The sequence below is a fragment of the Streptomyces sp. NBC_01233 genome, assembly GCF_035989305.1.
GTDB lineage: Bacteria > Actinomycetota > Actinomycetes > Streptomycetales > Streptomycetaceae > Streptomyces.
Genome location: NZ_CP108514.1, coordinates 6,326,866 through 6,353,485, shown reverse-complemented (window position 1 = coordinate 6,353,485; position 26,620 = coordinate 6,326,866). Strand labels below are relative to the sequence as shown.

Sequence of the window (26,620 nt, the reverse complement as noted above, 5' to 3'; positions counted from 1 at the left end):
GCGACCGGCCCGCAGGTCAGCGCGTCAGCGGGAGGCCGTGACGCCCGTCAGGGCCGTGACCACGGGGTCCAGCGCCTGGTTGATCTCGTCGCCGATCGAGCGGAAGAAGGTGATCGGCGCCCCGTACGGGTCGTACACCTCGTCCGCGTCCGGCGAAGGGGCCAGCAGCCACCCCCGCAGCGCCGCGGCGGCCCGCACCAGCGCCCGTGCCCGCTCCGCCATGCCGTCGTCCAGCGGCGGCAGCGTGGCCGGATCTATCGCCCGCACCAGCCGGGTGAATTCCTTCAGCGTGAAGGTCCGCAGGCCGGCCGAGTGACCCATCGAGATGACCTGCGCCCGGTGGTCGCGCGTGGCGGTCAGGACCAGGTCGGCGCGTATGACGTGCTCGTCCAGCAGTTCCCGCCCGGTGAAGCCGGAGGCGTCGGCTCCGAAGTCCGCCAGTACGGCGGCCGCGTTGGCCTCCATCGGGGCGCCCTCGTGGCCCCAGGTACCCGCGCTCTCCACGATGAGGTCGCCGGTCACGATCCCGCCGAGCCGGTGCGACAGGGCGTGCCGCGTCAGCCGCTCGGTGATCGGCGAGCGGCACACGTTGCCGGTGCTGACGTGGAGTATGCGGAAAGTTCCCCCAGCTATGCCACGCCCCTCAGGGCTCACGGGGCGACCTCGAGGTCGGGTACGACCTCCCGCAGCTGCTCGGCGGTGAGCGCACCCTCCCGCAGCAGGACGGGAACCTTCCCGGTGACGTCGACGATCGACGACGGCTGGATGCCGGGCGTCGGGCCGCCGTCCAGGTACACGGACACGGAGTCCCCGAGCATCTCGCGCGCCGCGTCGCAGTCCTCCGGCGCCGGGTGCCCGGACAGGTTGGCCGAGGACACCGCCATCGGGCCGACCTCGGTCAGCAGCTCGATCGCGACGGGGTGCAGGGGCATGCGGACGGCGACCGTGCCGTCGGTGTCCCCCAGGTCCCACGCCAGGGACGGCTGGTGCTTGGCGACCAGCGTCAGCGCGCCCGGCCAGAAGGCGTCGACGAGCTCCCACGCCTGCTCGGAGAAGTCCGTGACGAGGCCGTGCAGGGTGTTCGGGGAGCCGATGAGCACCGGGGTGGGCATGCCGCGGCCCCGGCCCTTGGCGGCGAGCAGGTCGTGGACGGCCTCCGGGCTGAAGGCGTCCGCGCCGATCCCGTACAGGGTGTCGGTGGGCAGCACGACGAGCTCGCCGCGGCGCACGGCGGATGCGGCTTCACGCAGACCCGTCTTACGGTCCGTCGCGTCGTTGCAGTCGTATCGCCGGGCCATCAGCGGGCCTCCTCGTGCAGCAGGGGGGTGGCGGGAATCGTCGCGCCGGTCACGGCAGTGCCTTGCGCGCGGTCGCGAAGCGGGGGCGGTTGTTGAGGTCCGGGTGGTCGGCCGCGTCGGCCCAGCCCCGTTCCTCGGCGAAGATCCACGGGACCTGGCCGCCCTGGGTGTCGGCGTGCTCGATGACGACGATGCCGCCGGGCCGCAGCAGCCGGTGGGCGGTGCGCTCGATGCCGCGGATGGTGTCCAGGCCGTCCTCGCCGGAGAAGAGCGCCATCTCCGGGTCGTGGTCGCGGGCCTCGGGCGCGACGTACTCCCACTCGGTGAGCGGGATGTACGGCGGGTTGGAGATGACCAGGTCGACCTGGCCGTCGAGCTCCGGCAGGGCGCTCAGGGCGTCGCCCTGGTGCACGGTGACCCGGGAGCCCTCGGCGTTCTTGCGGGTCCACCGCAGCGCGTCCTCGGACAGCTCGACGGCGTGCACGCGCGAGCGCGGCACCTCCTGCGCCATGGCCAGAGCGATGGCGCCGGAGCCGGTGCACAGGTCCACGATCATCGGCTCGACCACGTCCATCGCCCGGACGGCGTGTATGGCCCAGTCCACGACCGACTCGGTCTCGGGCCGGGGCACGAAGACCCCGGGTCCGACCTGGAGCTCCAGGTACCGGAAGAAGGCGCGGCCGGTGATGTGCTGGAGCGGCTCGCGCGCCTCGCGGCGGGCGACGGCCTCCCAGTAGCGGGCGTCGAAGTCCGCGTCCTTGACGTGGTGCAGTTCCCCCCGTTTGACGCCGTGCACGAAGGCCGCGAGCTCCTCCGCGTCGAAACGCGGTGAGGGCACGCCGGCGGCGGCCAGCCGCTGGGTGGCCTGGGCCACCTCGGCAAGCAGCAAGTTCACGCTGGTCCTCCGGGCTGCTGTCGAACGGGGGGTGGAGCAGGGATCAGGGTCAGTGCGCGGCCGCGAGCTTGGCTGCGGAGTCGGTGTCCACGCAGGCCTGGATGACCGGGTCGAGGTCACCGTCGAGCACCTGGTCCAAGTTGTACGCCTTGAAACCGGTCCGGTGGTCCGAGATCCGGTTTTCCGGGTAGTTGTACGTACGGATCTTCTCGGAGCGGTCCACGCTGCGCACCTGGCTGCGGCGCACGTCGGAGGCCTCCTGCTCGGCGGCCTCCTGGGCGGCGGCCAGCAGGCGCGAGCGCAGGATGCGCATGGCCTGCTCCTTGTTCTGGAGCTGGCTCTTCTCGTTCTGGCAGGAGGCGACCACACCGGTCGGGATGTGCGTGATGCGCACGGCCGAGTCGGTGGTGTTGACGGACTGGCCGCCGGGGCCGGACGAGCGGTACACGTCGATGCGGAGGTCGTTCATGTTGATCTCGACCTCGACCTCCTCGGCCTCCGGGGTGACGAGCACGCCGGCGGCGGAGGTGTGGATGCGGCCCTGGGACTCGGTGGCCGGAACCCGCTGGACGCGGTGCACGCCGCCTTCGTACTTCAGGCGGGCCCACACGCCCTGGCCGGGCTCGGTGGCGCCGTTGCCGCCCTTGGTGCGGACGGAGACCTGGACGTCCTTGTAGCCGCCGAGCTCGGACTCGGTGGCGTCGATGATCTCGGTCTTCCAGCCCACCCGCTCGGCGTAGCGCAGGTACATGCGCAGCAGGTCGCCGGCGAACAGCGCCGACTCGTCGCCGCCCGCGCCCGCCTTGACCTCGAGGAGCACGTCCTTGTCGTCGCTGGGGTCGCGCGGGACCAGCAGCAGGCGGAGCTTCTCGGTGAGCTCTTCGCGCTGCTGGGTCAGCTCCTTGACCTCGGCGGCGAAGTCCGGGTCGTCGGCCGCGAACTCCTTGGCCGTCTCGATGTCCTCGGCCGACTGCTTCCACGCACGGAAGGTCGCGATGATCGGGGTCAGCTCCGCGTAGCGCTTGTTCAGCTTGCGCGCGTTGGCCTGATCGGAGTGGACCGAAGGGTCGGCGAGCTTCTTCTCAAGATCGGCGTGTTCGCCGACCAATTCCTCGACCGCCTCGAACATCGGGGGCTCCTGTGGTGAAAGTACGAACGGGGTGACTTGGCGAGACGACGACAAAGGCGCCGGTCCGGCCGCCCCCGAGTGGACAGGGGGCGGCCGGAGACCGGCGCCTGGGTCGCGCTACTTCTTGGCCGCACCCTTGCCGAAGCGCGCCTCGAAGCGGGCCACGCGGCCACCGGTGTCGAGGATCTTCTGCTTGCCCGTGTAGAACGGGTGGCACTCGGAGCAGACCTCGGCTCGGATGGAGCCCTCGGTCAGGGTGCTACGGGTGGTGAACGACGCGCCACAGGTGCAGCTGACCTGGGTCTCGACGTACTCGGGGTGAACATCGCGCTTCAAGGTGTCTCCTAGATTCGGGAGGGCGCCGGGTCGCAGGAGCCGAATTGCGCACTGCGTGAACCGGGGCCGACAGACCAGTCTGCCAGGACCGGGCTGCCTGTCAAAATTCTGAGGACGCCTCCCTCAACGGAGGGGGGCCGGCATCTATTCCACACCCCCGCGGAATCCGCCCGAGAGCCGCCTGAGCAGGGGCTCCCTACTGGACGATGCCGCCGGCCGTGCCCTTGTCCCCCATGGACTTCTCGGTGGCCTCGGCCGGGATCGGCTGGTCCGCGAGCAGCGCTTCCCAGACCAGCTTCGACTCCTTCGTGAGCGGGGCGACGCGATCGGCATCGCGTGCGTCCACGGTCACCGGCAGGGTGATCATGTGCATGTTCTGGGCCTCGATGCCCTGCAGGCCCTGGGCGAAGCCCATGAGGGACTTCACGTCGCCGAGCGCCTTGTCGGTCGTGAGCGCCTTGGTCCCGGAGTCGGCGAGGTCGACGAGCCGCTTGGGGTTGTCGAACACCCCGATGCTCTTGACCTGCTTGATCAGTGCCTTGATGAAGGCCTGCTGGAGCTGTATTCGGCCCAGGTCGCTGCCGTCGCCGACGCTCTTGCGCGTCCGGACGAGGCCGAGGGCCTGTTCGCCGTTGAGGTGGTTCGGGCCGGCCGCGAGCTCGAGGTGGCTGGCGCCGTCCTTGATCGGCTTGGTGGTGGTCACGTCGACGCCGCCGAGGTTGTCGATGATCTTCTTGAAGCCCGTGAAGTCGACCTCGATGTAGTGGTCCATGCGGATCCCCGACATCTTCTCGACGGTCTTGACCGCGCAGGCGGCCCCGCCGATGGTGTAGGCCTCGTTGAACTGCTTGCGGGGGCCGCCGGGGTCGGTCCTGCCCTTGCCGGTGGGGCATTCGGGACGGGCGGTCATGGTGTCGCGCGGTATCGATATGACGCTGGCCTGCTTGTGGCCCTCGTACAGGTGGACGATCATCGCGGTGTCCGAGCGGGCGGAGCCGCCGTCGTCCCGGCCGTACTCGCCGTTGGCGCCGCCCCGGGAGTCGGAGCCGAGGACGAGGATGTCCATCGAACCGTTGTCGACGTTCTGCGGGCGGTCGGCGCCGAGGGCCTGGTCGATGTCGACGGTCTTCAGATTGCCGTTCAGCTTGAAGTAGAAGTAGCCGAGGCCCGCACTCCCCAGCAGGACCACCCCCGCGGCGCTCCACGCGGCGATGACGAGAGCCTTGCGGCGCTTCGCCGGTTCGCGTCGGCGCCGGCCCGCGGCACGCCGGCCGCGGCCCTTGCTGTCCTCGGTCATGCTCTCCTCAGTCCTGAGTCCGGTCCCCTGGTCCGTTCCGGCCCGCCGTCCACCGCGGGCTCCTCTCACACAGACGGGTGAACGCCGTCCAGGGTTCCAGGGGCGGGGTGTGGCGAAGCCCGCACCCGGGGGGCCCGTGGACCGCGCGTGGAGCCCCGTGGAGCCCCGTGAACGCGCAGCAGCCCCCGCCGCGGGTGCGGCGGGGGCTGCTGGCGGTGATGCCACGTGCCGGACGTCAGACGCCCGGCGTCACACCTCAGTCGTCGTTCTTGCCCGACGGGGTCGTCTTCGCGATCTGCATCAGGAACTCGGCGTTCGACTTCGTCTGCTTCATCTTGTCGAGAAGCAGCTCGATCGCCTGCTGCGAGTCGAGCGCGTGCAGCACCCGGCGCAGCTTCCAGACGATGGCGAGCTCCTCCGCGTTGAGGAGGATCTCCTCCTTGCGGGTGCCCGACGGGTCGACGTCGACGGCCGGGAAGATGCGCTTGTCGGCGAGCTTCCGATCGAGCTTGAGCTCCATGTTGCCGGTGCCCTTGAACTCCTCGAAGATCACCTCGTCCATGCGCGAGCCGGTGTCGACGAGCGCGGTGGCCAGGATGGTCAGCGAGCCGCCGTCCTCGATGTTGCGCGCGGCACCGAAGAAGCGCTTCGGCGGGTACAGCGCGGTCGAGTCGACACCACCGGACAGGATGCGGCCGGAGGCGGGCGCCGCGAGGTTGTACGCGCGGCCCAGACGGGTGATGGAGTCCAGCAGGACGACCACGTCGTGACCCAGCTCGACGAGACGCTTGGCGCGCTCGATGGCCAGCTCGGCGACGGTGGTGTGGTCCTCGGCCGGGCGGTCGAAGGTCGAGGAGATGACCTCGCCCTTGACCGACCGCTGCATGTCGGTGACCTCTTCCGGACGCTCGTCGACCAGGACGACCATCAGGTGGCACTCGGGGTTGTTCGTGGTGATCGCGTTGGCGATCGCCTGCATGATCATGGTCTTGCCGGTCTTCGGCGGGGCCACGATCAGACCGCGCTGGCCCTTGCCGATCGGCGACACGAGGTCGATGATGCGGGTGGTCAGCACGCCCGGGTCGGTCTCCAGGCGCAGACGGTCCTGCGGGTACAGGGGCGTCAGCTTCTGGAACTCCGGTCGGCCGCGGCCGGATTCGGGCGCCATGCCGTTCACCGAGTCCAGCCGCACGAGGGCGTTGAACTTCTCGCGGCGCTCGCCGTCCTTGGGCTGGCGCACGGCACCGGTGGTGTGGTCACCCTTGCGCAGACCGGCCTTGCGGACCTGGGCGAGGGAGACGTACACGTCGTTGGGGCCGGGCAGGTAGCCCGAGGTCCGGATGAACGCGTAGTTGTCGAGGATGTCGAGGATGCCCGCGACGGGGATCAGCACGTCGTCGTCGGCGACCTGCGGCTCGCTCGGCGCGAACTCGTCGCGGCCACGACGGCCACGGCGGTCGCGGTAGCGGCCGCGACGGCCACGACGGCCGTCCTCACCGTCGAAGTCGTCCTGGGGACCGTTGTCCTGGCGGTCCTGACGGCCCTGCTGACCCTGGCCCTGGCCCTGGCCGCGGCCGCCCTGCTGCTGGCGGTCGGCGCGGTCCTGACGGCCGCCGCCCTGGGCGCCCTGACCCTGGCCCTGGCCCTGGCCGCCCTGCGCGCCCTGGCCCTGACCCTGGCCGCCCTGGCCCTGGTCGTCGCCCTTGGCGCCGCGGTCACGGCGGTCGCGCTGGCGGTCGCCGCGCTCGGCGCGGTCACGGCGGTCGCGACGGCCGCGGCCCTCGCCGTCCTGGCCCTGCGCCTGGCCGGCGGAGACCGCCGTGGCGTCGGCCTTGACCTCGGACTGCGCCGGGGCGGCGGTCACGGTCTCGGTCTTCTGCTCGACCTGCACGGCGACGGGGGCCGAGGCCTCCGGGCTGCCGGAGGGGGCCGTGGCCCGACGGCGGCGGCGCTCGCCGACCGGGGCGTCGTCGCTGGCCGGCTGACCCGGGATCTCGATCTGCGCCTGCGCGGCAGGCTTCTCGGCGGGCGCCTCGGCGGCGGCCTCACCCGTTCGGGCCTTGCTGGTGGCGCGGCGCTTCGGCTTGGCCTCGGCGGTGTCTGCGGCGGCGGAGGCCGCGGCCTTGGGGGCACCGCTGCCCGCCTGCGCCTCCTTGATGACCTCGATCAGCTGGCTCTTGCGCATCCGCGCGGTGCCCCTGATCCCGAGGCCCGACGCGACCTGCTGCAGCTCGGCCAGGACCATGCCGTCAAGGCCGGTGCCGGTGCGTCGACGCTTGGGTGCGGCGCCCGCGGCGGGGGCACTGGTGTCGACAGAGGTGTCGGCAGCGCCCATCAGATCGGTGGTGTCGCTCACGAAGGGTCCTTCCCTGGAGCGGACGTCGGCCTGTCTGGCTCGGCGACCGGTTGTGCTGTCCGACAACAGTCCATGACTTGATGGGTCGTGGACCGCAGCCGGGGCGGTGGTCCGCCGGTAGAAATACGGCGGAGAGAAACGTGCATGGGTGGTTTCGGCGAGAAGCCCCCGAGCTGAAAGCGTGGGAATGTCACGCCGATTCCGGAGCGTGCTCGAAACTGCTGGAAGTCAAAGCAGTCGGGGAGGCTCCCGGAAGAAATGTGGTCCCGGATGGGGACGCTGAGCACCGAGCCATGGCGGCTTCCGATGCGCACTTGAGACTAACACTACCGGATCCAATAGATATTCCCCCTCTCAATCACCGGCAATCGCGCCCTTCCGCGCGGGCGGCCTGCCCTGGCCGCCCGCCCCTGACCGGCTGTGCAATCCAGAAGAACGGCCCTAGCCGCCCTGGGTGCCCAGCGGAAGTACGCTCGCGCCCGCGGCGTCGAGTGCGAGCCGGTTGGCCGCCCACCCCTCGCCCGCGAGCTGCGCGACCTTGTCGGCCGCGCCGTTGTCGACCAGCGCGAGGACCGTGGGGCCCGCGCCGGAGATGACCGCGGGGATCCCGTCCGCCCGCAGCCGGTTCACAAGGGCGACGCTCTCGGGCATCGCCGGGGACCGGTACTCCTGGTGGAGCCGGTCTTCGGTGGCCGGCAGGAGCAGCTCGGGACGCCTGGTCAGGGCTTCCACGAGCAGGCCCGCGCGGCCCGCGTTGACGGCCGCGTCCACGTGCGGGACGGTGCGCGGCAGCAGGCCGCGCGCGGTCTCCGTCAGGACCGGCTTGGAAGGTACGAAAACCACCGGAACGATGGATTCGGCAGGCTCCATCCGGATCGCCTTGGCACTGCCCCCGTCCATCCACGCCAGGGTGAACCCGCCGAGCAGACAGGCGGCGACGTTGTCGGGGTGTCCTTCGATCTCGGTGGCGAGCTCCAGCAGCGCCGCGTCGTCGAGCCTGGCCTCGCCGCCTATGGTCACGGCGCGGGCGGCGACGATGCCGGCGCAGATCGCGGCGGACGAGGAGCCGAGGCCCCGGCCGTGCGGGATGCGGTTGGCGCAGACGACCTCGAGGCCGCGCGGCTGTCCGCCCAGCAGGTCGAAGGCGGTGCGCATGGAGCGTACGAGCAGGTGGCTCTCGTCCCGCGGGAGGGTGTCGGCGCCCTCACCCGCGATGTCGATGTTCAGGCCGGAGTCGGCCACCCGGACGACTACGTCGTCGTAGAGCCCCAGGGCCAGGCCCAGGGCGTCGAAGCCCGGGCCGAGGTTGGCACTGCTGGCGGGGACGCGCACCCGTACGGCGGCGGCGCGGAACGCTGGACCGGCCATCGTCCGATGACACTCCTTGTGACTGTGCGAGATCTTCGCTCTTCGCTGGCTCGCTGCGAATGTACTGGAGAACGTACGACACCCGAAGGCCCTCGGGGCAGCACCGCAGTCATATGCGCGGTGGCGGATGTAAGTACAGCGTATCGAAGGAAGGTTCTCTCGCGACATAGGGCGCACAGGAGGCGCACGATGCGTGTCGCGGGCTTCGACGGCTTCGGCCGCACTTTTGTCGTCGTACGGGGTGAGTTGCCGGGTTCCGGAGGGCCTCAAGAGCCCCTCCGGACCCGGCTCACACGTGGTGCGCGTTACTACCGGGACCGGTGTGGACCAGGCGGCCCGGACCCGGAACGGCCCGGACCACGCGCCGGACCGGCCTAGACCAGGCCGAGACGGATGGCGGCGGCCTCGGCGTCCACCGGAACGGTGACCGGCTGCGGAGCGCCGGCGATCGCCCAGTCGGGGTCCTTCAGGCCGTTGCCGGTGACGGTGCACACGATCGTCTGACCGGGGTCGACCAGGCCCAGCTCGGCGGCCTTGAGCAGGCCGGCCACCGAGGCGGCCGAGGCGGGCTCGACGAAGACGCCCTCCTGGGCGGCCAACAGCCGGTAGGCGGCCAGGATCTGGCGGTCCGTCACCTCGTCGATGAAGCCGCCCGACTCGTCGCGCGCCTGCAGGGCGTAGTCCCAGGAGGCCGGGTTGCCGATCCGGATCGCGGTGGCGATGGTGTGCGGCTCCTTGACGACCTCGCCGCGGACGATCGGCGCGGACCCGGAGGCCTGGAAACCCCACACGCGGGGCGTACGGGAGGACAGGCCGTCGGCCTTGTACTCCTTGAAACCCTTCCAGTACGCCGTGATGTTGCCGGCGTTGCCGACGGGCAGCACGTGGATGTCGGGGGCGTCGCCGAGCGCGTCCACGATCTCGAACGCGGCCGTCTTCTGGCCCTCGATGCGCACCGGGTTGACCGAATTGACCAGCGCGACCGGGTAGTTGTCGGAGAGCGCGCGGGCCAGGTTCAGGCAGTCGTCGAAGTTGCCGTCCACCTGCAGGATCTTGGCGCCGTGCACGAGGGCCTGGCCCATCTTGCCGAGCGCGATCTTGCCGCGCGGCACGAGCACCGCGGAGACCATCCCGGCGCGCACCGCGTACGCGGCGGCGGAGGCCGAAGTATTGCCGGTGGAGGCGCAGATGACCGCCTTGGCTCCCTCCTCCTTGGCCTTGCTGATCGCCATGGTCATGCCGCGGTCCTTGAAGGACCCGGTGGGGTTCGCCCCCTCGACCTTGAGGTGGACCTCGCAGCCGGTGCGCTCGGAGAGCACCTGCGCGGGGACGAGGGGAGTGCCGCCCTCGCGGAGCGTCACCACGGGAGTCTTGTCCGTCACCGGCAGGCGGTCCCGGTACTCCTCGATGATGCCGCGCCACTGGTGGGTGCGATTGCTGCTCATGGGTCCTTACTCCCCTTCAACACGCATGATGCTGGCGACACCGCGGACGGTGTCCAGCTTCCGCAGTGCCTCGACGGTCCCGGAGAGGGCGGCGTCGGGCGCGCGGTGAGTGACGACGACGAGGGAGGCCTCGCCGTCCTTGCCCTGCTGGCGGACCGTGTCGATGGAGACACCGTGCTCCGCGAACGTGGTCGCCACCTGGGCGAGAACGCCCGGCTTGTCCGCCACATCGAGGCTGATGTGGTACCGGGTGACGACCTCGCCCATGTGGCTGACCGGCAGCTGGGTGTAGGCGGACTCGCCGGGCCCCGTTGCCTCGGCGAGCTTGTTGCGGGCGACGGCGACGAGGTCGCCGAGTACCGCGGACGCGGTCGGCGCGCCGCCCGCGCCGGGCCCGTAGAACATGAGCCGCCCGGCGGCCTCCGCCTCGACGAAGACGGCGTTGTACGCCTCGCGGACGGAGGCGAGCGGGTGGCTGAGCGGGATCATCGCCGGGTGGACGCGGGCGGTGACGGACTCGCCGTCGGCGGCGCGCTCCAGGATGGCGAGGAGCTTGATGGTGCAGCCCATCCGCTTGGCGGAGGCGAAGTCGGCGGCGCTGACCTCGGTCATGCCCTCGCGGTACACGTCGTCCAGGCGGACGCGGGTGTGGAAGGCGATGCCGGCCAGGATCGCGGCCTTGGCGGCGGCGTCGTAGCCCTCGACGTCGGCGGTCGGGTCGGCCTCGGCGTACCCGAGGGCGGTGGCCTCGTCGAGCGCCTCCTGGTAGCCGGCGCCGGTCGAGTCCATCTTGTCGAGGATGAAGTTCGTCGTGCCGTTGACGATGCCCATCACCCGGTTGATCTTGTCGCCCGCGAGGGACTCGCGCATCGGGCGGACCAGCGGGATGGCGCCGGCGACGGCGGCCTCGTAGTACAGGTCCAGCCCGTGCTGCTCGGCGGCCGCGTGCAGCGCGGCACCGTCCTGGGCCAGCAGCGCCTTGTTCGCGGAGACCACGGAGATGCCGTGCTCGAAGGCGGTGGTGATCAGCGTGCGGGCGGGCTCGATGCCGCCGATGACCTCGATGGCGATGTCGATGTCGCCGCGTTTGAGGAGGGCGGTCGCATCGGTGGTGACCAGGGACGGGTCGATGCCCTCGCGCACCTTCGAGGGGCGGCGTACGGCCACGCCGGCGAGCTCCACGGGCGCGCCGATCCTCTGCGTGAGGTCGTCGGCGTGCGTCGTCATGATGCGAGCCACCTCTGAGCCGACCACTCCACAGCCCAGCAGCGCCACCTTCAGCGGACGCGTACGCATCATTCGACCTACGCCTTTCGATCTTCCATCAGTACCCCGCGCGCGGTTTGTGCGCGGGGTGGAACCAGTCTCACTCAATGGACAGCACTTTCCATCCCCGGTCCATTGAGTGAGACACCGATTTCATTATCCGAGGTCGAGACGCAGGAGATCTTCCTCCGTCTCGCGGCGGACGATCACTCGGGCCTGTCCGTCGCGCACGGCGACGACGGGCGGGCGGAGCGCGTGGTTGTAGTTGCTGGCCATGGAGCGGCAGTAGGCGCCGGTGGCCGGGACGGCGAGCAGGTCGCCGGGGGCCAGGTCGGCGGGCAGGAAGGCGTCCTTCACGACGATGTCACCGCTCTCGCAGTGCTTGCCGACGACGCGTACGAGCATGGGCTCGGCGTCGGACGTGCGGGAGACGAGGTTGACGGAGTACTCGGCGTCGTACAACGCCGTCCGGATGTTGTCGGACATCCCGCCGTCGACGCTCACGTACGTGCGGAGCCCTTCGAGGGGCTTGATCGTCCCCACCTCGTAGAGCGTGAAGGCGGTCGGGCCGACGATGGCCCGGCCGGGCTCGACGGAGATCCGCGGGGCGCGCAGCCCGGCGCTCTCGCACTCCCGGGCGACGATCTCGGTGAGCGCCTTGGCGATCTCGTGGGGCTCGCGCGGGTCGTCGCTCGAGGTGTAGGCGATGCCGAGCCCGCCGCCGAGGTCGATCTCGGGCAGCTCCACCCCGTGCTCGTCGCGCACGGCGGCGAGCAGCCGGACCACGCGCTTGGCGGAGACCTCGAAGCCGGCCATGTCGAAGATCTGCGACCCGATGTGGGAGTGGACGCCGAGCAGCTCCAGCGAGTCGTGGCCGAGCGCGCGCCGCACCGCCTCGGCGGCGGACCCGTCCGCGACGGCGATCCCGAACTTCTGGTCCTCGTGGGCGGTGGCGATGAACTCGTGCGTGTGCGCCTCCACGCCGACCGTCACACGGATCTGCACGGGCTGGCGTACGCCCAGCTCACGGGCGATGTGCGCGACGCGGGCGATCTCCTGGAAGGAGTCGAGGACGATCCGCCCGACCCCGGCCTCGACGGCCCTGCGGATCTCGCCCTCGGACTTGTTGTTGCCGTGGAACGCGATCCGCTCCGCGGGCATCCCGGCGGCCAGCGCGGTCGTCAGCTCCCCGCCGGAACACACGTCGACGTTCAGCCCTTCCTCCTTCAGCCACTTCACGACGGCCTTGGAGAGGAACGCCTTGCCGGCGTAGAAGACGTCGGCGTCGGGACCGAAGGCGTGCGCCCATGCCCGGCACCGCGCCCGGAAGTCCTCTTCGTCCAGGAAGTACGCGGGCGTCCCGAACTCCTCCGCGAGCTTGGTCACTTCGATGCCGCCGACGGTGACGACCCCGTCCGCCGTACGCGTGACGGTCCGGGCCCAGACCTTCTCGTCGAGGGCGTTGAGGTCAGCCGCGGGCGGGGAGTAGTGCCCCTCGGGCAGGACGTCGGCGTGGCGGGGCCCGGCGGGGTGGGCGGAACGGCTCATCGGTATCTCTCTTCGCGGGTCACAGGCGTGTCGGTGCGTCTATGCCGAGCAGGGCCAGGCCGCCGGCCAGCACCGTCCCGGCGGCTTCGGCAAGAGCCAGCCGGGCGCGGTGGGCGGCCGAGGGTTTCTCGTCGCCCTGGGGCAGCACGCGGTACTGGAAGTCGAGCAGCGCGTCCGCCAGCTCGACGAGGTGCCTGGCGAGCCGCTCGGGCGCGCGGTGGTGCGCGGCGGCTTCGAGGGCGAGGGGGTAGTCGGCGAGGGCGCGCAGCAGGGCGGGCGCGTCGGCGACGTCCCCGACTTCGGGAGCGAACGCGAGGTCGGCGGCGTTGCGCAGCAGGGCGCGGCTCCGGGCGTGGGCGTACCGCACCCGGAAGAACTCGTTCGCCTCACTTTGGAGGAGCAGCCCCTCGGAGAAGACGGGGGTCTCCCGGGCCGGCACGGCGAGCATCCGCCAGTGCGCGGCCTCGGCCCCGTACCGGGCGACGACGTCGGAGTCCCGCTGGGCGAGGGGGGCGACGGGCAGCACCTCGGGCAGGTCGCGCTCACTGCCGCCCTGGGCGCACACGAGCCGCAGCACGCTGCGGCGCACGACGCGCTCGCGCAGCCCGAGCCCGGTCTCGTCGGCGGGGGTGGCGAACATGGCCCCGCCCCGCACATCCCGGATGGCGATGTCGTGGACGATGGCGTCCCCGACGACGTAAGGGGCGGACGGAGCCGGCAGCACGAAATTGAGGAACCCGGCACCCGTGACCTCGACGCGGTCGATGCCCGGCTCCGCCGCGAGCCGGCGGGCCAGTACGTCCGCCACGTCACGGGGCGGGAGCCCGACCGCCTTGGCGACCTGAAAGGCGACGGGGGTGGCGTACTCCCCCACCCCACCGGGCCGCGTCCGCTCGACGACGACCCGCTGGGGCACTGCTTCCTCCCCCGGCAGCTCCCCGTCGGCGACGGCGCAGCGCACGGCGCGTACGACGCAAGGGGAGAGGTCTGCGGGGGTCACGGGACCAGCCTAGGGGAGACGCCCCGCCATCCCACGAAGGGTTTCGCCATTTGAAACCTCCCCTCCCTGGGAGGGAGGGGATTCCTAGCTCACTTTGCCTGGCACCTAGCAGGTGGCGGGTCTTACAAGTTCAGCACTAGCCGGGTTGAGACCAGCCCGGACGAGCATCACGCGGGCGGAGTTCTTGTCCCTGGGGGACACCGCTCCGCACGCGGTGCACGTATACGTTCTCTCGGAGAGGGGGAGTGCGTGCTTGGCTCTCGCTCCGCACTGTGCGCAATCCATGGTGGTGTGCGCGGGGTGGACAAGGTGCACGGTCTTGCCGTGCTTGCGGGCCATCTCGATCAGCGCCGCCTTGACGGCGCCGATCGCGGCGTCGGCCGCTTTGCGGGCCATTGTGGACTTCGCGAGGAACCGCGGGCGGAAGTCTTCGACGGCGAGGTGGTCGAAGTCCCGTACGACCTGTTTGGCCCACTTGCGGCCGGTGTCCTGCCGCTGCCGGGTGATCTTCTTCGACACCTTCGCCGCAGCCTTGCGGGCCTTCTTGTATCCGGTGGTGTCGGGCCGGTTCTTCGGCGTCTTCCGGCGGGCCATCATCCGCTGGTAGCGGGCCAGCTTCACGGCGGCCGACCTGCCGTGCTCGGCGTGCGGGAGGTCGTGGTCGTCGGAGGTGGTGGTCGCGGTCTCCTTGATGCCCCAGTCAACGCCGATCACCCGGCCCGTGGCGGGCAGCGGGACGGCCTCGGTGGCGACGACGAACGAGGCGTACCAATGCCCGAGGCTGTCCCGGTAGACCCGCACCGAACTGGGTGCGGACGGAAGATCACGCGACCACACCACCGACAAGGCGATCCCGCCTGCCAGGTGCAGGTGACCGTCCCGCACCCGGAACCCGCGGGTGGTGTAGTTCAGCGACGGCAGCGCCTCGCGCTTGCGCTTGATGCGGGGCATCCCGGCACGCTGCTTGACGGGCAGCTTCGCCTCGACGTCTTTGAGGGCCTTGGCGCGGGACTTCGCGAAGTCCCGGATGATCTGCTGCTGAGGAACCGAAGAACCCTCGCGCAGCCAGCCCATCGACCGGCGGGCCTCGGTAAGCATCTTGTCGAGCTGCGCCGGACCGCACGTGATCATCTCGACGGCAGTCTTGTTGAGCCGGTGGACCTTGCGGGACATCTCCACGCACTCATTCCACACCCAACGGCACCGCGCCCACTCCCCTTCCAGGGCAGCCCGCGCGGCGGACGACACACGAAGCCGGAAGGTGTACCGGGCATGCCCGCCACCATCAGCTCTCGACCCTGCCGTCGTCATGCTCCACAACCTAACGCCCGCCACTGACAACAGAAGAGAGTGCAAGTCAGAGCAAATGTGCAACGAACTCCGCCGCTTCGCGGCTCCGCCCCAAGGACCCATTCCTCCCCGGCCTGAAGGCCGGGGCCTCCTGGGAGAAATCAGGTGAACAAGGAGGCCCGGGACTCAGCCCCGCCCCCTACCGGCGGGGGTCCCCTTCCTCCCGTCGCGCCGGTCCTTGCGCTCGACCAGCCGCCGCACGACCCGCACCAGCTCGGCGGGCTCGAAGGGCTTCGCGAGGAAGGCATCCACCCCGGCCGCGATCCCGGCCTCCACCTCCTGCTGCGTGCAGGCACTCACGATGGCCACGGGCACGTCCCTGGTCCGCGGATCTGCCCGCAGCTGCGCGGCCGCCCCGAACCCGTCCAACCGCGGCATGACCACATCAAGGGTGATCACATCGGGACGGACACGATGCACGACGTCCAGACACTCGGCACCATCGTTCGCGGTCACGACCTCGAAGCCCTCCAGCTCGAGATTGACCTTGATCAGCTGCCGGATGACCTTGTTGTCGTCGACAACAAGCACCCGGCCTGAGACGCCTGACACAACTCGAGAGTAGGTCGCGCCGGGCCCCCGCGTCCGGGTTTTTGCCACTTCCACCTCCTGCGGGCGACCCGCCCTCTCCTCCCCCGCAAACCCGTTCCTGATCACCCTACGGAAGCTGGTAGGGTTCAACCCGTCGCAGCAACACAAGCGACGCGCCCCCGTAGCTCAGGGGATAGAGCAACGGCCTCCGGAGCCGTGTGCGCAGGTTCGAATCCTGCCGGGGGCACCGCAGTTCAGGTGCCAAAAAGACCCTCTGACCAGGCGTTAAGCCCAGTCAGAGGGTCTGCTGTTATGTGCAGCCATATGCCACCGGAAGCACCCCTAGGACACGCCTCGCGGGACATATGCGGGATCGAACATATCGCGCATATGGGCCACTGGGGAGCAAAAGAATGCCCCGAGGGTGAGCCCCCGGGGCATTCAATGTGATCATCGTCACGCATATTCGGCGTAGAAATTCTCTACGCGCTGGTTGGCGACTGCGGCTCGGCCGTGTAGGCACTTGGCGTACCGAGCCAGGAGCACCTCCACCGTGTTGCCGGCGCGCTGCGCCGCTTCGGTGGGGTCCATCCCGGCATTCAGCCAGGTCGACAGAGCCGAGTGGCGAAGGTCGTACGGAACTTCTGCGAGCGGGCTGTCGACCAATTCGGGCGGAAGCCCGAATTCACGCGTCTCCGACCATACGCGGCTGTACGTGGATGACCCGACCACACCACCACGTTCGTTGAAGAACAGCCTTCCATCGTCAGCCGTGCCAAATACGTTGATACTGTCGCGAAGGATGCCAACTAGGACAGGCGGAAGAGGGGCGACCCTGACGGCTTCCGGGGCGCGGTTCTTCAGGCCTCGGTCGTCGTGGACCTCTCCGGTCCGAGTCCACTTCTTACCGACGGTCGGACGGGTCCGGTGGAGCGTGGCATGCCCCCACCCTTCCTCGGGAAGGTGGCAGTCTGCTTCCGCCAATCCCACGGCCTCGGCCGGCCGCAGGCCCGCGTAGTACATGCTGGCGAACATGCCGACCAGGCGTCGGCCGCGCGCACGTCCGTACAGCCCTACATACGAGACGGCGTCGATGAGGTTGGCGGCCTGGCGGGGGTTCGCGACGACCCGGGGGTCGACTTCCACGATTTTCGGAGCCCGGGTCTCCTTGACCTGTTTGATCGGACTCTCTGTGAACTCGCCAATCTCAGTGGCGTAGTTCAGCGCGGCGACGAATCCCTTCCTCTTACGCTTGGCCGTTTCCGTTGCCGCCGCCGTCCCGTCGAGCTTCAGTTTCAGCGCGTCTAGGACCTTGTGGACCAGTTCCTTGTCCCCCAGTCCCGCAAGGGGCGGAGAATTCTCGGCCACCCACGTCAGTACCGCCCGCGCCTGCTCGGGTATCTCCCGGTCATACGGCCCCGGCATGACGAACGCCCAATCCCGCAACGCCCGCTGCAGTGCATCGTCGCCCGGCCTGCCGGGCCCCGGGGGCAGCACCGCTTTCGTGACGGCGGTCAGGGACTCGTTGATCTCGTCCCGGTAGTTCGGTGAGGCCATTGGCCAGCGCCGCGCCATGTAGGCCAAGGCGAACTCGTACCACGAACGAGCCTTCGGCTTCTCCTCCATCGAGGCCGGCAGGCCGCTCTCCGTGTCGAACTGCTCGCCCGCGTCCTGGGCCATGAGCAGCTTCGAGTGCAGCTTCTGGGCCAGGCCGAAGGACTTGCGCGAGCGGGAGAACTCGCGCCCGGACACCACCCAGCGCACCTCGTAGGTGTCACGCCCGCGACGCTGCTTTTCCCTGATCTCCCACAGGCTTACGTCCGTGGACTTCAAGCGAAGATTTCCTCTCTTTCTTGCAGCCATTCCATAAAGTCACTGCGCCACAGACGCAGCTCCCCATTGGGCAGTTTGAATGTGGTGGGACCGGTGCCGAGTTCCCTCCACCGATAGAACGTGCGGCGTGATATCCCCTTCAATTCCGCGAGAACCTCGGGGACCGTCATCAATTCGTCACCAGCACGGATCTTTGGGACCTTCTGCCGCCTCATTGCGCCGCCTCATCCCCGAGACCGAAGAACACCCACGAAGACGCCCCTACCGCAGTCATACAGTCAGCGCATTCCAGGGAGGAGGCGCCCTGTTTCAGGGCAGGGTGTAGCACGGATCGAGACATGAAGGAATTCCTTGCAGAGACGTTCGGTGGCGTCCGAGTTCGGGTGGCATTTCGGTCGGAGCGGGATTCGACGCCAGAACTCGGGGCCGGCGGAGAACACGGGACTGCGTGCCGGTCCACCGCCAAGCAGCCGGAACACACCACTGATGGTCCGCAGGATCCCCGGTTTCGGAAACCGGGGATCGCCCGCTATATTGCGCGCCGCCGAGGCGGCGCACATCAGCCGGAAAGGCTGTACGTGCGCACCGTCGCTTCCTCCCCGCCATGAGCCACGAGGCCGTCTGCCACGAGGCGTTCGAGGCTCGCCTCGATCGTGCGGGAGGAGAACTCAAGGTCGCGGGCGGCGCCCATAAGAGAGGTCTTCGGGTGGGCGGCCACGTAAGCGAGGACTCGCCGGTCACGGCGCAGTCCGTGCTGGAGCCGGTCCTCGACGAAGAGGCCACCGGCGCACACGCACAGGCACAAGGCGGTGGCCAGGGCTCCCCGGTCATCTTGCATCTGGGCCGTGACGGCGTTCAGGGCGCCGAGGGCAAAGAGGACGGGGGTTGTGAAGCGGAGCGAGCGAAGCAGCATCTTGGACAGCGTTCTCCTCGGGTAGCGCTGGGGCCGGCATGGAGCGGAATCGCCCACGGAAACCTGGCTGATCAGGGACGTTGTACGTTGACATGCTCCTGCGAGGTCTTCCAGTCCTGTCAGGGGTTTTCCTGTCTGCCGTGAGCGATCCCGGCCCGGAGCCACCCATCGGGACTGCCGGCCGGGCCCCTCATTGATCACGGCTTTTGTCGTCACCAGTCGGCTGGGGCACCCCGCGGCGCTGGCGTGACTCCCCGGCGGAGGTGGCTTGTCTCCGCCGACTGCGGGGCCGGGTGAAATTCGCTCGCGCCTTCGTGCCGCTTCTGATGTTGTGAGCGGCACGGGGTACTCGAGCCTTGAGGGGGCAGGCTGTGGCGGACGACGGATGCATCTTTTGTGCAATAGCGAGAGGTCGGGCGGACGCCAGCATCGTCCACGAAGATGAATCGGTGATCGCTTTCATGGATCTCCAGCCCGTCACCCCAGGCCACTTGCTGGTGATCCCCAAGGCGCATGCTGTGGGACTGGAGGATCTTCAGGAGGACGTCGGCGTCCTGGTCTGGAAAGTGGCGCATCAGCTCGGACGGGCACTACGGCGATCAGGCTTGCGATGTGAGGGCGTCAATTTGTTCCTTGCGGACGGCGAGGCCGCCTTCCAGGAAGTTTTCCACGTTCACCTGCATGTCTTCCCCCGCTTCACAGGTGACCCATTTCGCATTGATGCTGACTGGCGCGTGCAGGAGCGAGACCAGCTCGACAAGACGGCTACTGCCGTTCGTGGCGGCCTCGCTGCCCTCGACGCCAGGCAACGCTGACGACCATCGCTCGCCAGGCGGGGCACAGCCTTCAGCCTGACGCCACCCAGGCCATGCTGCCCCTGCTCTCCGCAGCGAACGGAGGATTATCGCTATGCCCGAGAAGCGCACGAAGGAAAAGGTGCTGGCCTATGTCGTACGCGACGGGCGCCTGCTGGTGTTCCGCCACACCGACTACTCCTACGAAGAGGTAGGCATCCAGGTGCCTGCAGGCAGCATCCGCCCGGGTGAGGCCCCAGAGGACGCCGCGCTTCGCGAGGCGCGCGAGGAGACTGGCCTCTCTGACTTCGAGATCGTCCGCAAGCTCGGCGAGACCGAATACGACATCAGCCCGTACCGCTCCGAGATCCAGCACCGCCACGTGTTCCACCTGGAACTCACCGAGCCGACCCCCGAGCGGTGGATGAGTCAAGAGGACCACGATGGCGAACAGGAGCCGACCCGCTTCGAATGCTTCTGGATCCCGCTGGAGGTCGCACATGTCCTCCAGTCCGGCCAGGGAGCCCTGCTGGGACGCCTGGCCGATTAGCCGCTCTGACTCCACCACCCGCCCGCGAGGGGAGACCCTATGTGGCCTGTGTTCAGGTAGGCGGTGGCGCGGATTGGCCACCTCGATGCTGGCGTTGAAGATGAACGCGGCTGCCGCGAACTCGGCCGCGTGTGACGGAACCGAGAGGGCCATCCACCTTAAGGAGCGGCGTGACCGTTTCGCGTCGATGGTGTTGGTGGAGCAGCACATCCGGCGACACCTCGAGCCGGCTCGTGTAACGGCCCTGATGTCGGAGCGCGGGATTCCTCGGTGTCAGGGCCACATGCCTCAGGGCCCAAAGGGACGTCGTCGAGACCGTCGTTGGCCTCCGGACGGCCCCCGCGACCCTTGGCCTCCTGCGCCCGGGATGGGGCGGTTGCCTCATCCCGAGTCGCGCAGGGGTCCTGCCGCATGTCCGATTGTGGATCGGCGGTAGGTTGCTCAGCTTTCCTCGAAGCCGCTGTCCTCGAACTTCAACTGGACGGCGTTCTCGCGGACGGTTCGTACTTGCTGCTCGGTGAAACCGTCGGTGGTGGTTGCGGTGATCTCGATGCGAACCTCGAGCTGGGCGCCGTCGGCGGCTTCAAGGTGTGCGAGGACCTCCTGCTGAATGTTGGCGAAGTCGGCGGCAGGACGGTTGGGGTTGAGAGTTTTGACGCCCCAGAACCTCCGCGCGACCTTCTTGGCCATCGGCGTCGACGGGTGAGTGCCGGTGCTCGGGAGAGGCGTGCCGATGCTGGGCTGCGGGGTGGTGTCTTCGCTGCTGCTGGCGTCTTCTGCCGGGATCTCCGGCTCAGCTGGCGGGGTGGCGATTACCCGTGCACGCTGGGCGACCGCTCGTCCCGGCTGGACGAGGAGCATGTCGTCGGTGACGAAACCGGGCTCGGGCTTGTCCCCATGGATCCACAGGTTCTGGTACTCGTCGTTGGCCTCGTCGTAGCCATCGGCGAGGGCGAAGGCGTCCTGCTGCCACAGGAGGACATCGGCAGCGCTGAGTACGGCCTGCTCAAGTACCTGCCGGTTGGGCAGGCGCTTCAGGTACGGGTACTGGGTGTACCAGGACCACAGGTCGCCGAACCGCACGTGACCCTTGCTCCAGGCGTTGGCCAGTGCGCCTTCGAGAGCCATGCGCACGAGCGTGGCCCCCAGGAGTGGGGTGATCCACCCCTTGGCCTTGAGCGCAGCGGTGACGCGCTCGGCCAGGGAACCGCCATCCTTGGCGACACGGGTGAAGGAGATTGTCGGCTTCTGGCCGGGCAGCTCGATCGGAATCAGCGCGGCGGTGAAGGCGGCACGGACACGGTCGTCGACGGCCGCATTCAACTGGCGGGCGCGGGTGATGGACTGCTTGCGCTGCTGGGCGCTGAGTTCGAGCTCGTCTGCCTCGTCGGCGATGGACTGCCAGGCCCGGTACTCCCGTACTACGCCGTCGAGTTCGGGGTAGGTTTCGCGATCTGCGGCGACCATGACCAGCATGTTGCGCCGCTGTCGCTGCCCATTACCGGCCTCCCGCAGGAGACGCTCGGCGAAGTCCGTGGCGGTGGAGGCCTCTTTGCCCCAGGTGAACTTCGGGTGCAGGAACACGAGCTTGAGAGCCTCGGAATCTGGGATGTCCCCGGTGTCGAGAGGCGCGGCATACACGGCACCGAAGGAGGCCTTGGGAGCCTTCCCCACGGCCTTGAGGCGTTCGACGATCGTGGCGTGCACGTCGGCCTCGCTGTAGCCGGCGGCCCGGTCGGCTGCCACCCGGGAGACGGAAGCCGCCAGGTCGTACCAGGAGCGGTCACCGTCTTCATAGAAGTACGTGGCACGCTGCCCCAGCAGTGCGCGGGCGTCACCGATGTGGTTGATGACGTCGCCGGGCACCGCAGTGCCCAGGCGGAGATGCTGGATGTCCACGCCCTTGTGAGCCGAGCGCAGCGTAGGGACGGTCGCGATGAACACCGACCGGGCGACACGCCTGGTGAGCGCTCGCTGTCCAAACGACGGACGCTCGCGGTCGATCTGAACCGGGGTGGCGCCTTCGCCATCGACATCCTTGTCCACGACCGGCTTCCAGTTGTCGTCGAGATACTTGGTGATCTCGCTGAAAACCTGGGTGTCATGGACGGGCACCGCGCCGGGCGTGATGAGCGGCGTGGTGTCATTGGCGGCCCACAACGAGTTGATGACCACGCTCATCAGACGCAGCACACCGCGGGTGCGCTGGAACTTCGGCAGCGCCGACCAGTCCTCGTAGAGCCGGTCGAACAACTCGGGATGGATCGGGTACGCCGCCCGGATGCGCTGCTCGTACTCGCCGGTGGTCGTCTCACGCGGGAAGAACCCGGTGTTCTCCTGGTAATACTTCACGTACTGCTTGGCCACGGCAGAGATGTCCGCCAGGGCCACGGCGTCGGGTTCTTCGAACAGGCGCCGGCGCACGATCTCGAAGGACTCGATGTTGTTGGCCGGCCGCCAGTCGTCGGCGTTGCGACCGATGGTGTGCTGCAGGGTCTCCAGAGCGACGTGCCCGTTGGGGCCACCCACCTCCAGCGCCGAGCCGCCGCCTCCGTTGTCCAGAGAGTCGGAGGCGGGGATGGAGACCACGAGCATGGTGCCCGGGATGGACTTGGCCATCTCGGTCAGGTGCTGGGCGAAGGTGTGCTGCGTGGCGAAGGATCCGCCAGGCAGGTCTTCGCGCCCCACGAGCTGGCGGGCGTAGGCCACCCACTCGTCGATCAGGATCAGCACGCTCTTGCCGCCGGCGACGACGTCGCGCACGACGGCGTCCAGCGCGTCGCCAGGATCGGTGCCGGTCGCATCCGCCATCGCAACGCGGTCGAACGCCTCGCGGCCTCCGAGCTGCCAGGCCAGCTCCCCCCAGATCGTGCGCACGTGCGTGCCGTCGTCCTTGACGATCGGCTGGCTCGGGGAGAGCTTGGTGCCCACCAATGTGACCCGCTGTACGTCCAGCGACCTCAGCGGGTCGCCTTCGGTTGTGGGCAGTGCGTTATGCACGACGTCCTGCACGGCCTGAGACAGTGCGCTCGTGGCCAGGCCCTCGGAGAACAGGTGGTATAGAGCCAGCATCGAGTGCGTCTTACCGCCACCGAACTGGGTCTGCAGATTTATCACCGGGCTCGCCCCTGCGTCCCCGGAGAGACGCTTGAGCGCACGGGTCAGCAGGTCGGACAGACCACTGGTGAGGTAGGTACGGGAGAAGAACTCAGCCGGGTTCAGATACTCCGGCGCCGCGGTGTAGCCGTGGGCCACCGCGTACAGGTCGGCAGCGAACTCCGCGGCGGAGAACTGCCCACGGATCACGTCGGCGTGCGGCCGGATGACCTCACGCCACGGCTTGATCGCCGTACCGGCCTGCACGCCGGCGACCTTGACCGCCTGCGCCTCACGCATCAGCCGGTTGCGGGTCTGCTTCTCGAAGACCTCCCGCTGGTGCTCCATGCGCATCTTCGCGACCACATCGGCCTCGTCAGCGGCACCGATCACCGTCAGGAGACGTTCGATCGTGTCCAGCGCACGATAGGTGTCGTCCGAGGAGAACTTCTGCCCGTGGTGAGCTGCGTTCGCCGTCTCCCGCAGCTCAGAGGCCAACGCGGACTGCGGGCGCGAGAGGTCCTTCTCGAAGACCTTCCACCTCTCCGTCACGATGCGCAGCAGGAACCGCACGTCGTCCTGCGAATACGTCTTGGCTGTGCCGAACTTCGCCACGTCCTCAGCGGCGATCAGCTCCATCCAGTCCTTGCCGGCCGGAGCCTGCGCGGACATACGCATGTCGACCCACGGCCGCATGCCCTCAAGCAGCTGGTCGAAGCTGCGCAGTACCTTCTCATTGTTCGTCAACGCCATCAGATCTCCTCCCCAAAGAGCATCTCGGCCACAGCGGCCGGGCGGATCGTGGTCGACGTCGCGGAGACATCGGCCCACGCACCACCGAGCCCATTGAACAGGCCAGCGGTCGAGGAGTCCTGAGACTCCATCAGCTCGTACAGGCGCGTGGCCAGGCGGTTGACCTCGTCCAGGTCCACCCTCCCCTTCACCTCGGCCATGAGCCTGGCGGCCTCCTCGCGCCCCTCGGTCGCGTACGCGCGTGCCAGGTGGCAGGTGACCTCCCAGAGCGACAGCCGGTCGTCGTGAGCCGGATTCCACCGGGGGTCGAGGTCCTGCGGCTTGATCAGCGCGACCTTGCCGGCGCCGGAGGTGAGAGTTCCGCCGCGGGCGATCCCGTCCACAGACAGGCCCAGCGGCACGGCCAGCGACTCGGCGTCACCGTAGGGGCGCGTGTCCCAGCCGTAGGAACGGAACCAGTCCAGGCAGAACCGGCTGTCGGCGTCCAGTTCGGCGTCATGCTCGTTCTGCAACGCGTCGAAAGTCTGGTTGATCAGGGCCAGCGCGGTCTTCACCGACATCGTGGAGCCGTCATCCTCCAGCACCCGGGAGAAGCGGGAGAACACCGCCATACCAGGGCCGAGGATCGTCTGCCTCAGGTCCGCCGGGGCGATCGCGCCCTCACGGATACGAGGCAGTGCCTCGTCCAGATCGGCATGCAGCGCAGCCAGGAACCCTGTTCGGTCCGTCGCAGGGGCGGTTGTCTCACGGGGGCGGAGAGCCAACACGATCGAAGAGGCGAGAGCGTTCGTCCCCACAGAGATCATTCGCCCGCCACGCTCCGAGCGAACGGGCCACGTCGCGGTGATGGCCCAGCCGCTACGGACCATGCCCTCCAGGAAAGTAGACCATCCTGTGGAAGCAACCCCCTCCTTCTCCAGCTCTGCCTGTTTGAAGGCGTAGAAGATGGTGATCGGGTAGTCCGACGAGGCTGTCTGCCGCGCACGGGCGAAGACGTGCTGGAAACCATCCTCGAAGAACTTCTCTGCACTCTCCTTCCCTCCGTGGCGGTATGGGTTGGCGACGAGTTCTTCTGCCTTCGGGACGAGCATCGTGCCGAACAGGTCCGGGTGGATGTCGCGCAAGGAACGGCGCAGCCAAACGTAGAAGTAGTCGGAGAGGTCCGAGTACCCGATGTTGTCGTAGTAAGGCGGGTCGGTAGCAATTAGGAGATTCGTGTAATCACGACTCGCAGCGTCGGCTTGCCTTGCACGTCCCTCATTGTGCGCAGGGAGCTCGTCGAGTACACGAGTGATACCGCGAAGCATAAACCCGAGGTTTCCGGAAGACTCGCTGAATGGATTCACCTCGGCGAAGTCCCAAGTCATGGGGAGCGCCTGGCGGGCGAATGTATTTCGAATGCCTTCATTCTTCGGGTCGGGCATCCAGGTAGAGATGGTTCCGCAGTAGTCAGAAAGGCGGCTTGCCGCCATCCCGAGATATGTTGCTACTGCGTCAGCGTAGGCCTCGGCGCCAGTTCCACCATCAGTCAAAGATCCACCACGGGGGAGACCTGCCGCGACGGCGTCGGTAACCAACTGCTCTCGAGCCTCACCAACGAGATCGCCGAGAGTCATGAGTGTCGCAAGCTGCCGGGCTGTGAACAGATCGGAGAACTCGGTCAATCCGTACTGCGGGGGAGAGAACCAACGCGGGTTCGTCGCAATGGAACCGGAGGGCGTATTGGCCGGTCGTGGGATATTCGCCGCCTGCGCATGCTTCTCATCTGGAGCAAGGTAAACGCGGCGACGGTAGCCCTCTGTGACGGTGGCGAGCAGTTGGGCGCCAATCCGGCCGGCAGCTCCTTCAGAGCGGATAGCTGCCAAAGTGACGAACCCTCCACAGGCGACGCATGTGGCGCCTCTGCCTGTCGTCATGGTTCCGTCGTTCGTTTTCGTGGGGGCTTGCTTCGGGTTGTGCCCAATGCTGAACTCTACGCGCCGTCCGCCGGATGCCGCAGCCTCATCTACTACCGTGGGGACAACGTACGCCTCCTTGCCCCTCTTCTTGCCCAGCCACCAAGAACGCACCAGTGGCATTTGAATGCCGCAAGCCGGGTTCGGGCAGGCCAGCGTCCGGGCCCAGATCCAAGCGATGACGGTGCCTTCGGTGGTCTTCCCTGTGGGCTCGCCATCGTGTCCCAGCACAGGCACCTCCGCCTTGGGATACAGGTGTCCGATACGCTCCTGGGCCCGTTCACGCATCCACGCGCCGTAGCGACGCACGTCCTCTGCCAGACCTGTAGCGCGCGGCCATGCCCCCAACCGACTCTCCGCAGCCCCCGGGAAGACGGGCGGCTGTCCCGCGAACTTCGGCGGGATCTCGATGAGGGCCTTGTTGATCAGTACTGGCACCGGGTTGAGGTCGCTGGCGTGAGCCTCCAGCCCCAGGCGCTGCGCCTCCAACGGGATCGTGCCGCCGCCCGCGAACGGGTCCAGGATCGCCGGCGGGTTCCCTCCCGTGCTCTTGAGGATCTCCTCGCGCGCCTCGCGGTACAAGCCTTCGTCGTTGCTGTTCTCCCAAACCACCAGACGTCGGATGATTCCGTGCAGGCGCTCGCGCTCCTTCTTCTGTTCCCCCTCTGTGGGGAACACCTCGGGATGCGAAGACGGGTCGTCGACAAGCTGGGCGAACAGCACGGCGCGAGCCGCGGCCAGGGGGCGGCGGGCCCACCACAGGTGCAGCGTGGAGGGGTGTCCATGGCGGATCGACTTCTCTCGGGCCGACTCGGCGTTGATGTCCTCCAGCGGGAGGGAGACTTCGATGAGCTTGCGTCGAGGGACAGAACCTGACGGCGTTCCGGGCTGCACTGCGGTATTCACC

At 68.6% G+C, this 26,620-nt stretch carries 21 protein-coding genes and 1 tRNA gene; 3 read left to right on the top strand and 19 right to left on the bottom strand.

Going from position 1 to position 26,620, the window contains the following annotated elements:
* Positions 1-24: 24 nt before the first annotated feature.
* The 14 genes from OG332_RS30435 to OG332_RS30370 all read right to left on the bottom strand — a co-directional run bounded on the left by OG332_RS30435 (position 25) and on the right by OG332_RS30370 (position 15,894).
* The gene (locus OG332_RS30435) at positions 25-654 is read right to left on the bottom strand and encodes an arsenate reductase/protein-tyrosine-phosphatase family protein (protein WP_327416464.1); all 630 of its coding nucleotides are present in this window, start codon (positions 652-654) and stop codon (positions 25-27) included.
* Positions 651-1,298: an L-threonylcarbamoyladenylate synthase gene (locus tag OG332_RS30430; protein ID WP_327416463.1), complete on the bottom strand. Its 648-nt coding sequence runs from the start codon at positions 1,296-1,298 to the stop codon at positions 651-653. Before OG332_RS30430 ends, OG332_RS30435 begins: the two co-directional genes overlap by 4 nt.
* A 49-nt stretch (positions 1,299-1,347) precedes the next feature.
* The gene (gene prmC, locus OG332_RS30425) at positions 1,348-2,193 is read right to left on the bottom strand and encodes a peptide chain release factor N(5)-glutamine methyltransferase (RefSeq protein WP_030295285.1); all 846 of its coding nucleotides are present in this window, start codon (positions 2,191-2,193) and stop codon (positions 1,348-1,350) included.
* Between the two features lie 49 nt (positions 2,194-2,242).
* Positions 2,243-3,322: a peptide chain release factor 1 gene (prfA, locus tag OG332_RS30420; RefSeq protein ID WP_327416462.1), complete on the bottom strand. Its 1,080-nt coding sequence runs from the start codon at positions 3,320-3,322 to the stop codon at positions 2,243-2,245.
* 117 nt (positions 3,323-3,439) lie between these two features.
* Positions 3,440-3,658 (bottom strand): 50S ribosomal protein L31, encoded by a 219-nt coding sequence (rpmE, locus tag OG332_RS30415; protein WP_030708126.1) that lies wholly within the window; start codon positions 3,656-3,658, stop codon positions 3,440-3,442.
* 196 nt (positions 3,659-3,854) lie between these two features.
* Positions 3,855-4,955 (bottom strand): LCP family protein, encoded by a 1,101-nt coding sequence (locus tag OG332_RS30410; RefSeq protein WP_327416461.1) that lies wholly within the window; start codon positions 4,953-4,955, stop codon positions 3,855-3,857.
* 256 nt (positions 4,956-5,211) lie between these two features.
* Complete coding sequence (gene rho / locus OG332_RS30405; RefSeq protein WP_327416460.1) at positions 5,212-7,311, bottom strand: transcription termination factor Rho; 2,100 nt, start codon at positions 7,309-7,311, stop codon at positions 5,212-5,214.
* A gap of 441 nt (positions 7,312-7,752) precedes the next feature.
* A complete protein-coding gene (gene thrB / locus OG332_RS30400; protein ID WP_327416459.1) occupies positions 7,753-8,679 on the bottom strand; it encodes a homoserine kinase in 927 nt (308 codons plus the stop codon).
* 374 nt (positions 8,680-9,053) lie between these two features.
* Positions 9,054-10,124: a threonine synthase gene (gene thrC / locus OG332_RS30395; protein WP_327416458.1), complete on the bottom strand. Its 1,071-nt coding sequence runs from the start codon at positions 10,122-10,124 to the stop codon at positions 9,054-9,056.
* 6 nt (positions 10,125-10,130) lie between these two features.
* Complete coding sequence (locus OG332_RS30390) at positions 10,131-11,423, bottom strand: homoserine dehydrogenase (RefSeq protein WP_327416457.1); 1,293 nt, start codon at positions 11,421-11,423, stop codon at positions 10,131-10,133.
* A gap of 123 nt (positions 11,424-11,546) precedes the next feature.
* On the bottom strand, positions 11,547-12,938 hold the full coding sequence (gene lysA, locus OG332_RS30385) for a diaminopimelate decarboxylase (protein WP_327416456.1): 1,392 nt from the start codon (positions 12,936-12,938) through the stop codon (positions 11,547-11,549).
* Positions 12,939-12,957: 19 nt separating this feature from the next.
* Positions 12,958-13,938 (bottom strand): ArgS-related anticodon-binding protein NrtL, encoded by a 981-nt coding sequence (nrtL, locus tag OG332_RS30380; protein WP_327416455.1) that lies wholly within the window; start codon positions 13,936-13,938, stop codon positions 12,958-12,960.
* Positions 13,939-14,043: 105 nt separating this feature from the next.
* Positions 14,044-15,249 carry an RNA-guided endonuclease InsQ/TnpB family protein gene (locus OG332_RS30375; RefSeq protein ID WP_327416454.1) on the bottom strand — a complete coding sequence of 402 codons (1,206 nt, stop codon included), beginning with the start codon at positions 15,247-15,249 and terminating at the stop codon, positions 14,044-14,046.
* Positions 15,250-15,414: 165 nt separating this feature from the next.
* Positions 15,415-15,894, bottom strand: coding sequence for a response regulator (locus OG332_RS30370; protein ID WP_442816383.1), 480 nt, complete (start codon positions 15,892-15,894; stop codon positions 15,415-15,417).
* A gap of 100 nt (positions 15,895-15,994) precedes the next feature.
* Here OG332_RS30370 and OG332_RS30365 point away from each other — a divergent pair.
* Positions 15,995-16,066 (top strand) — tRNA-Arg (locus OG332_RS30365).
* Positions 16,067-16,275: 209 nt separating this feature from the next.
* Here OG332_RS30365 and OG332_RS30360 read toward each other — a convergent pair.
* The 3 genes from OG332_RS30360 to OG332_RS30350 all read right to left on the bottom strand — a co-directional run bounded on the left by OG332_RS30360 (position 16,276) and on the right by OG332_RS30350 (position 18,565).
* A complete protein-coding gene (locus OG332_RS30360; RefSeq protein WP_327416453.1) occupies positions 16,276-17,652 on the bottom strand; it encodes a tyrosine-type recombinase/integrase in 1,377 nt (458 codons plus the stop codon).
* Positions 17,649-17,822, bottom strand: a complete 174-nt coding sequence (locus OG332_RS30355) for a helix-turn-helix transcriptional regulator (RefSeq protein WP_327419422.1) — start codon at positions 17,820-17,822, stop codon at positions 17,649-17,651. The genes OG332_RS30360 and OG332_RS30355 overlap by 4 nt, the downstream gene beginning before the upstream one ends.
* Positions 17,823-18,211: 389 nt before the next feature.
* A complete protein-coding gene (locus OG332_RS30350) occupies positions 18,212-18,565 on the bottom strand; it encodes a MarR family transcriptional regulator (RefSeq protein ID WP_327416452.1) in 354 nt (117 codons plus the stop codon).
* A gap of 371 nt (positions 18,566-18,936) precedes the next feature.
* Here OG332_RS30350 and OG332_RS30345 point away from each other — a divergent pair, with 371 nt between their 5' ends.
* Positions 18,937-19,380 (top strand): HIT family protein, encoded by a 444-nt coding sequence (locus OG332_RS30345; protein ID WP_327416451.1) that lies wholly within the window; start codon positions 18,937-18,939, stop codon positions 19,378-19,380.
* 94 nt (positions 19,381-19,474) lie between these two features.
* Positions 19,475-19,909 (top strand): NUDIX hydrolase, encoded by a 435-nt coding sequence (locus OG332_RS30340; protein ID WP_327416450.1) that lies wholly within the window; start codon positions 19,475-19,477, stop codon positions 19,907-19,909.
* 441 nt (positions 19,910-20,350) lie between these two features.
* Here the strand turns inward: OG332_RS30340 and OG332_RS30335 are convergent, their stop codons facing one another.
* Positions 20,351-23,758 carry a Swt1 family HEPN domain-containing protein gene (locus tag OG332_RS30335; protein WP_327416449.1) on the bottom strand — a complete coding sequence of 1,136 codons (3,408 nt, stop codon included), beginning with the start codon at positions 23,756-23,758 and terminating at the stop codon, positions 20,351-20,353.
* Positions 23,758-26,619 (bottom strand): DUF1156 domain-containing protein, encoded by a 2,862-nt coding sequence (locus tag OG332_RS30330; RefSeq protein ID WP_327416448.1) that lies wholly within the window; start codon positions 26,617-26,619, stop codon positions 23,758-23,760. Before OG332_RS30330 ends, OG332_RS30335 begins: the two co-directional genes overlap by 1 nt.
* Between the last annotated feature and the right edge of the window lies 1 nt (position 26,620).

Coding starts and splice junctions, on each gene's coding strand:
- OG332_RS30335 (WP_327416449.1), bottom strand. CDS start 23,758: ATGGCGTTGACGAACAATGAGAAGGTACTGCGCAGCTTCGACCAGCTG.
- thrC (WP_327416458.1), bottom strand. CDS start 10,124: ATGAGCAGCAATCGCACCCACCAGTGGCGCGGCATCATCGAGGAGTAC.
- OG332_RS30355 (WP_327419422.1), bottom strand. CDS start 17,822: ATGACGGTCCCCGAGGTTCTCGCGGAATTGAAGGGGATATCACGCCGC.
- OG332_RS30375 (WP_327416454.1), bottom strand. CDS start 15,249: ATGACGACGGCAGGGTCGAGAGCTGATGGTGGCGGGCATGCCCGGTAC.
- OG332_RS30430 (WP_327416463.1), bottom strand. CDS start 1,298: ATGGCCCGGCGATACGACTGCAACGACGCGACGGACCGTAAGACGGGT.
- OG332_RS30340 (WP_327416450.1), top strand. CDS start 19,475: ATGCCCGAGAAGCGCACGAAGGAAAAGGTGCTGGCCTATGTCGTACGC.
- lysA (WP_327416456.1), bottom strand. CDS start 12,938: ATGAGCCGTTCCGCCCACCCCGCCGGGCCCCGCCACGCCGACGTCCTG.
- OG332_RS30410 (WP_327416461.1), bottom strand. CDS start 4,955: ATGACCGAGGACAGCAAGGGCCGCGGCCGGCGTGCCGCGGGCCGGCGC.
- OG332_RS30390 (WP_327416457.1), bottom strand. CDS start 11,423: ATGATGCGTACGCGTCCGCTGAAGGTGGCGCTGCTGGGCTGTGGAGTG.
- prfA (WP_327416462.1), bottom strand. CDS start 3,322: ATGTTCGAGGCGGTCGAGGAATTGGTCGGCGAACACGCCGATCTTGAG.
- OG332_RS30350 (WP_327416452.1), bottom strand. CDS start 18,565: ATGCTGCTTCGCTCGCTCCGCTTCACAACCCCCGTCCTCTTTGCCCTC.
- thrB (WP_327416459.1), bottom strand. CDS start 8,679: ATGGCCGGTCCAGCGTTCCGCGCCGCCGCCGTACGGGTGCGCGTCCCC.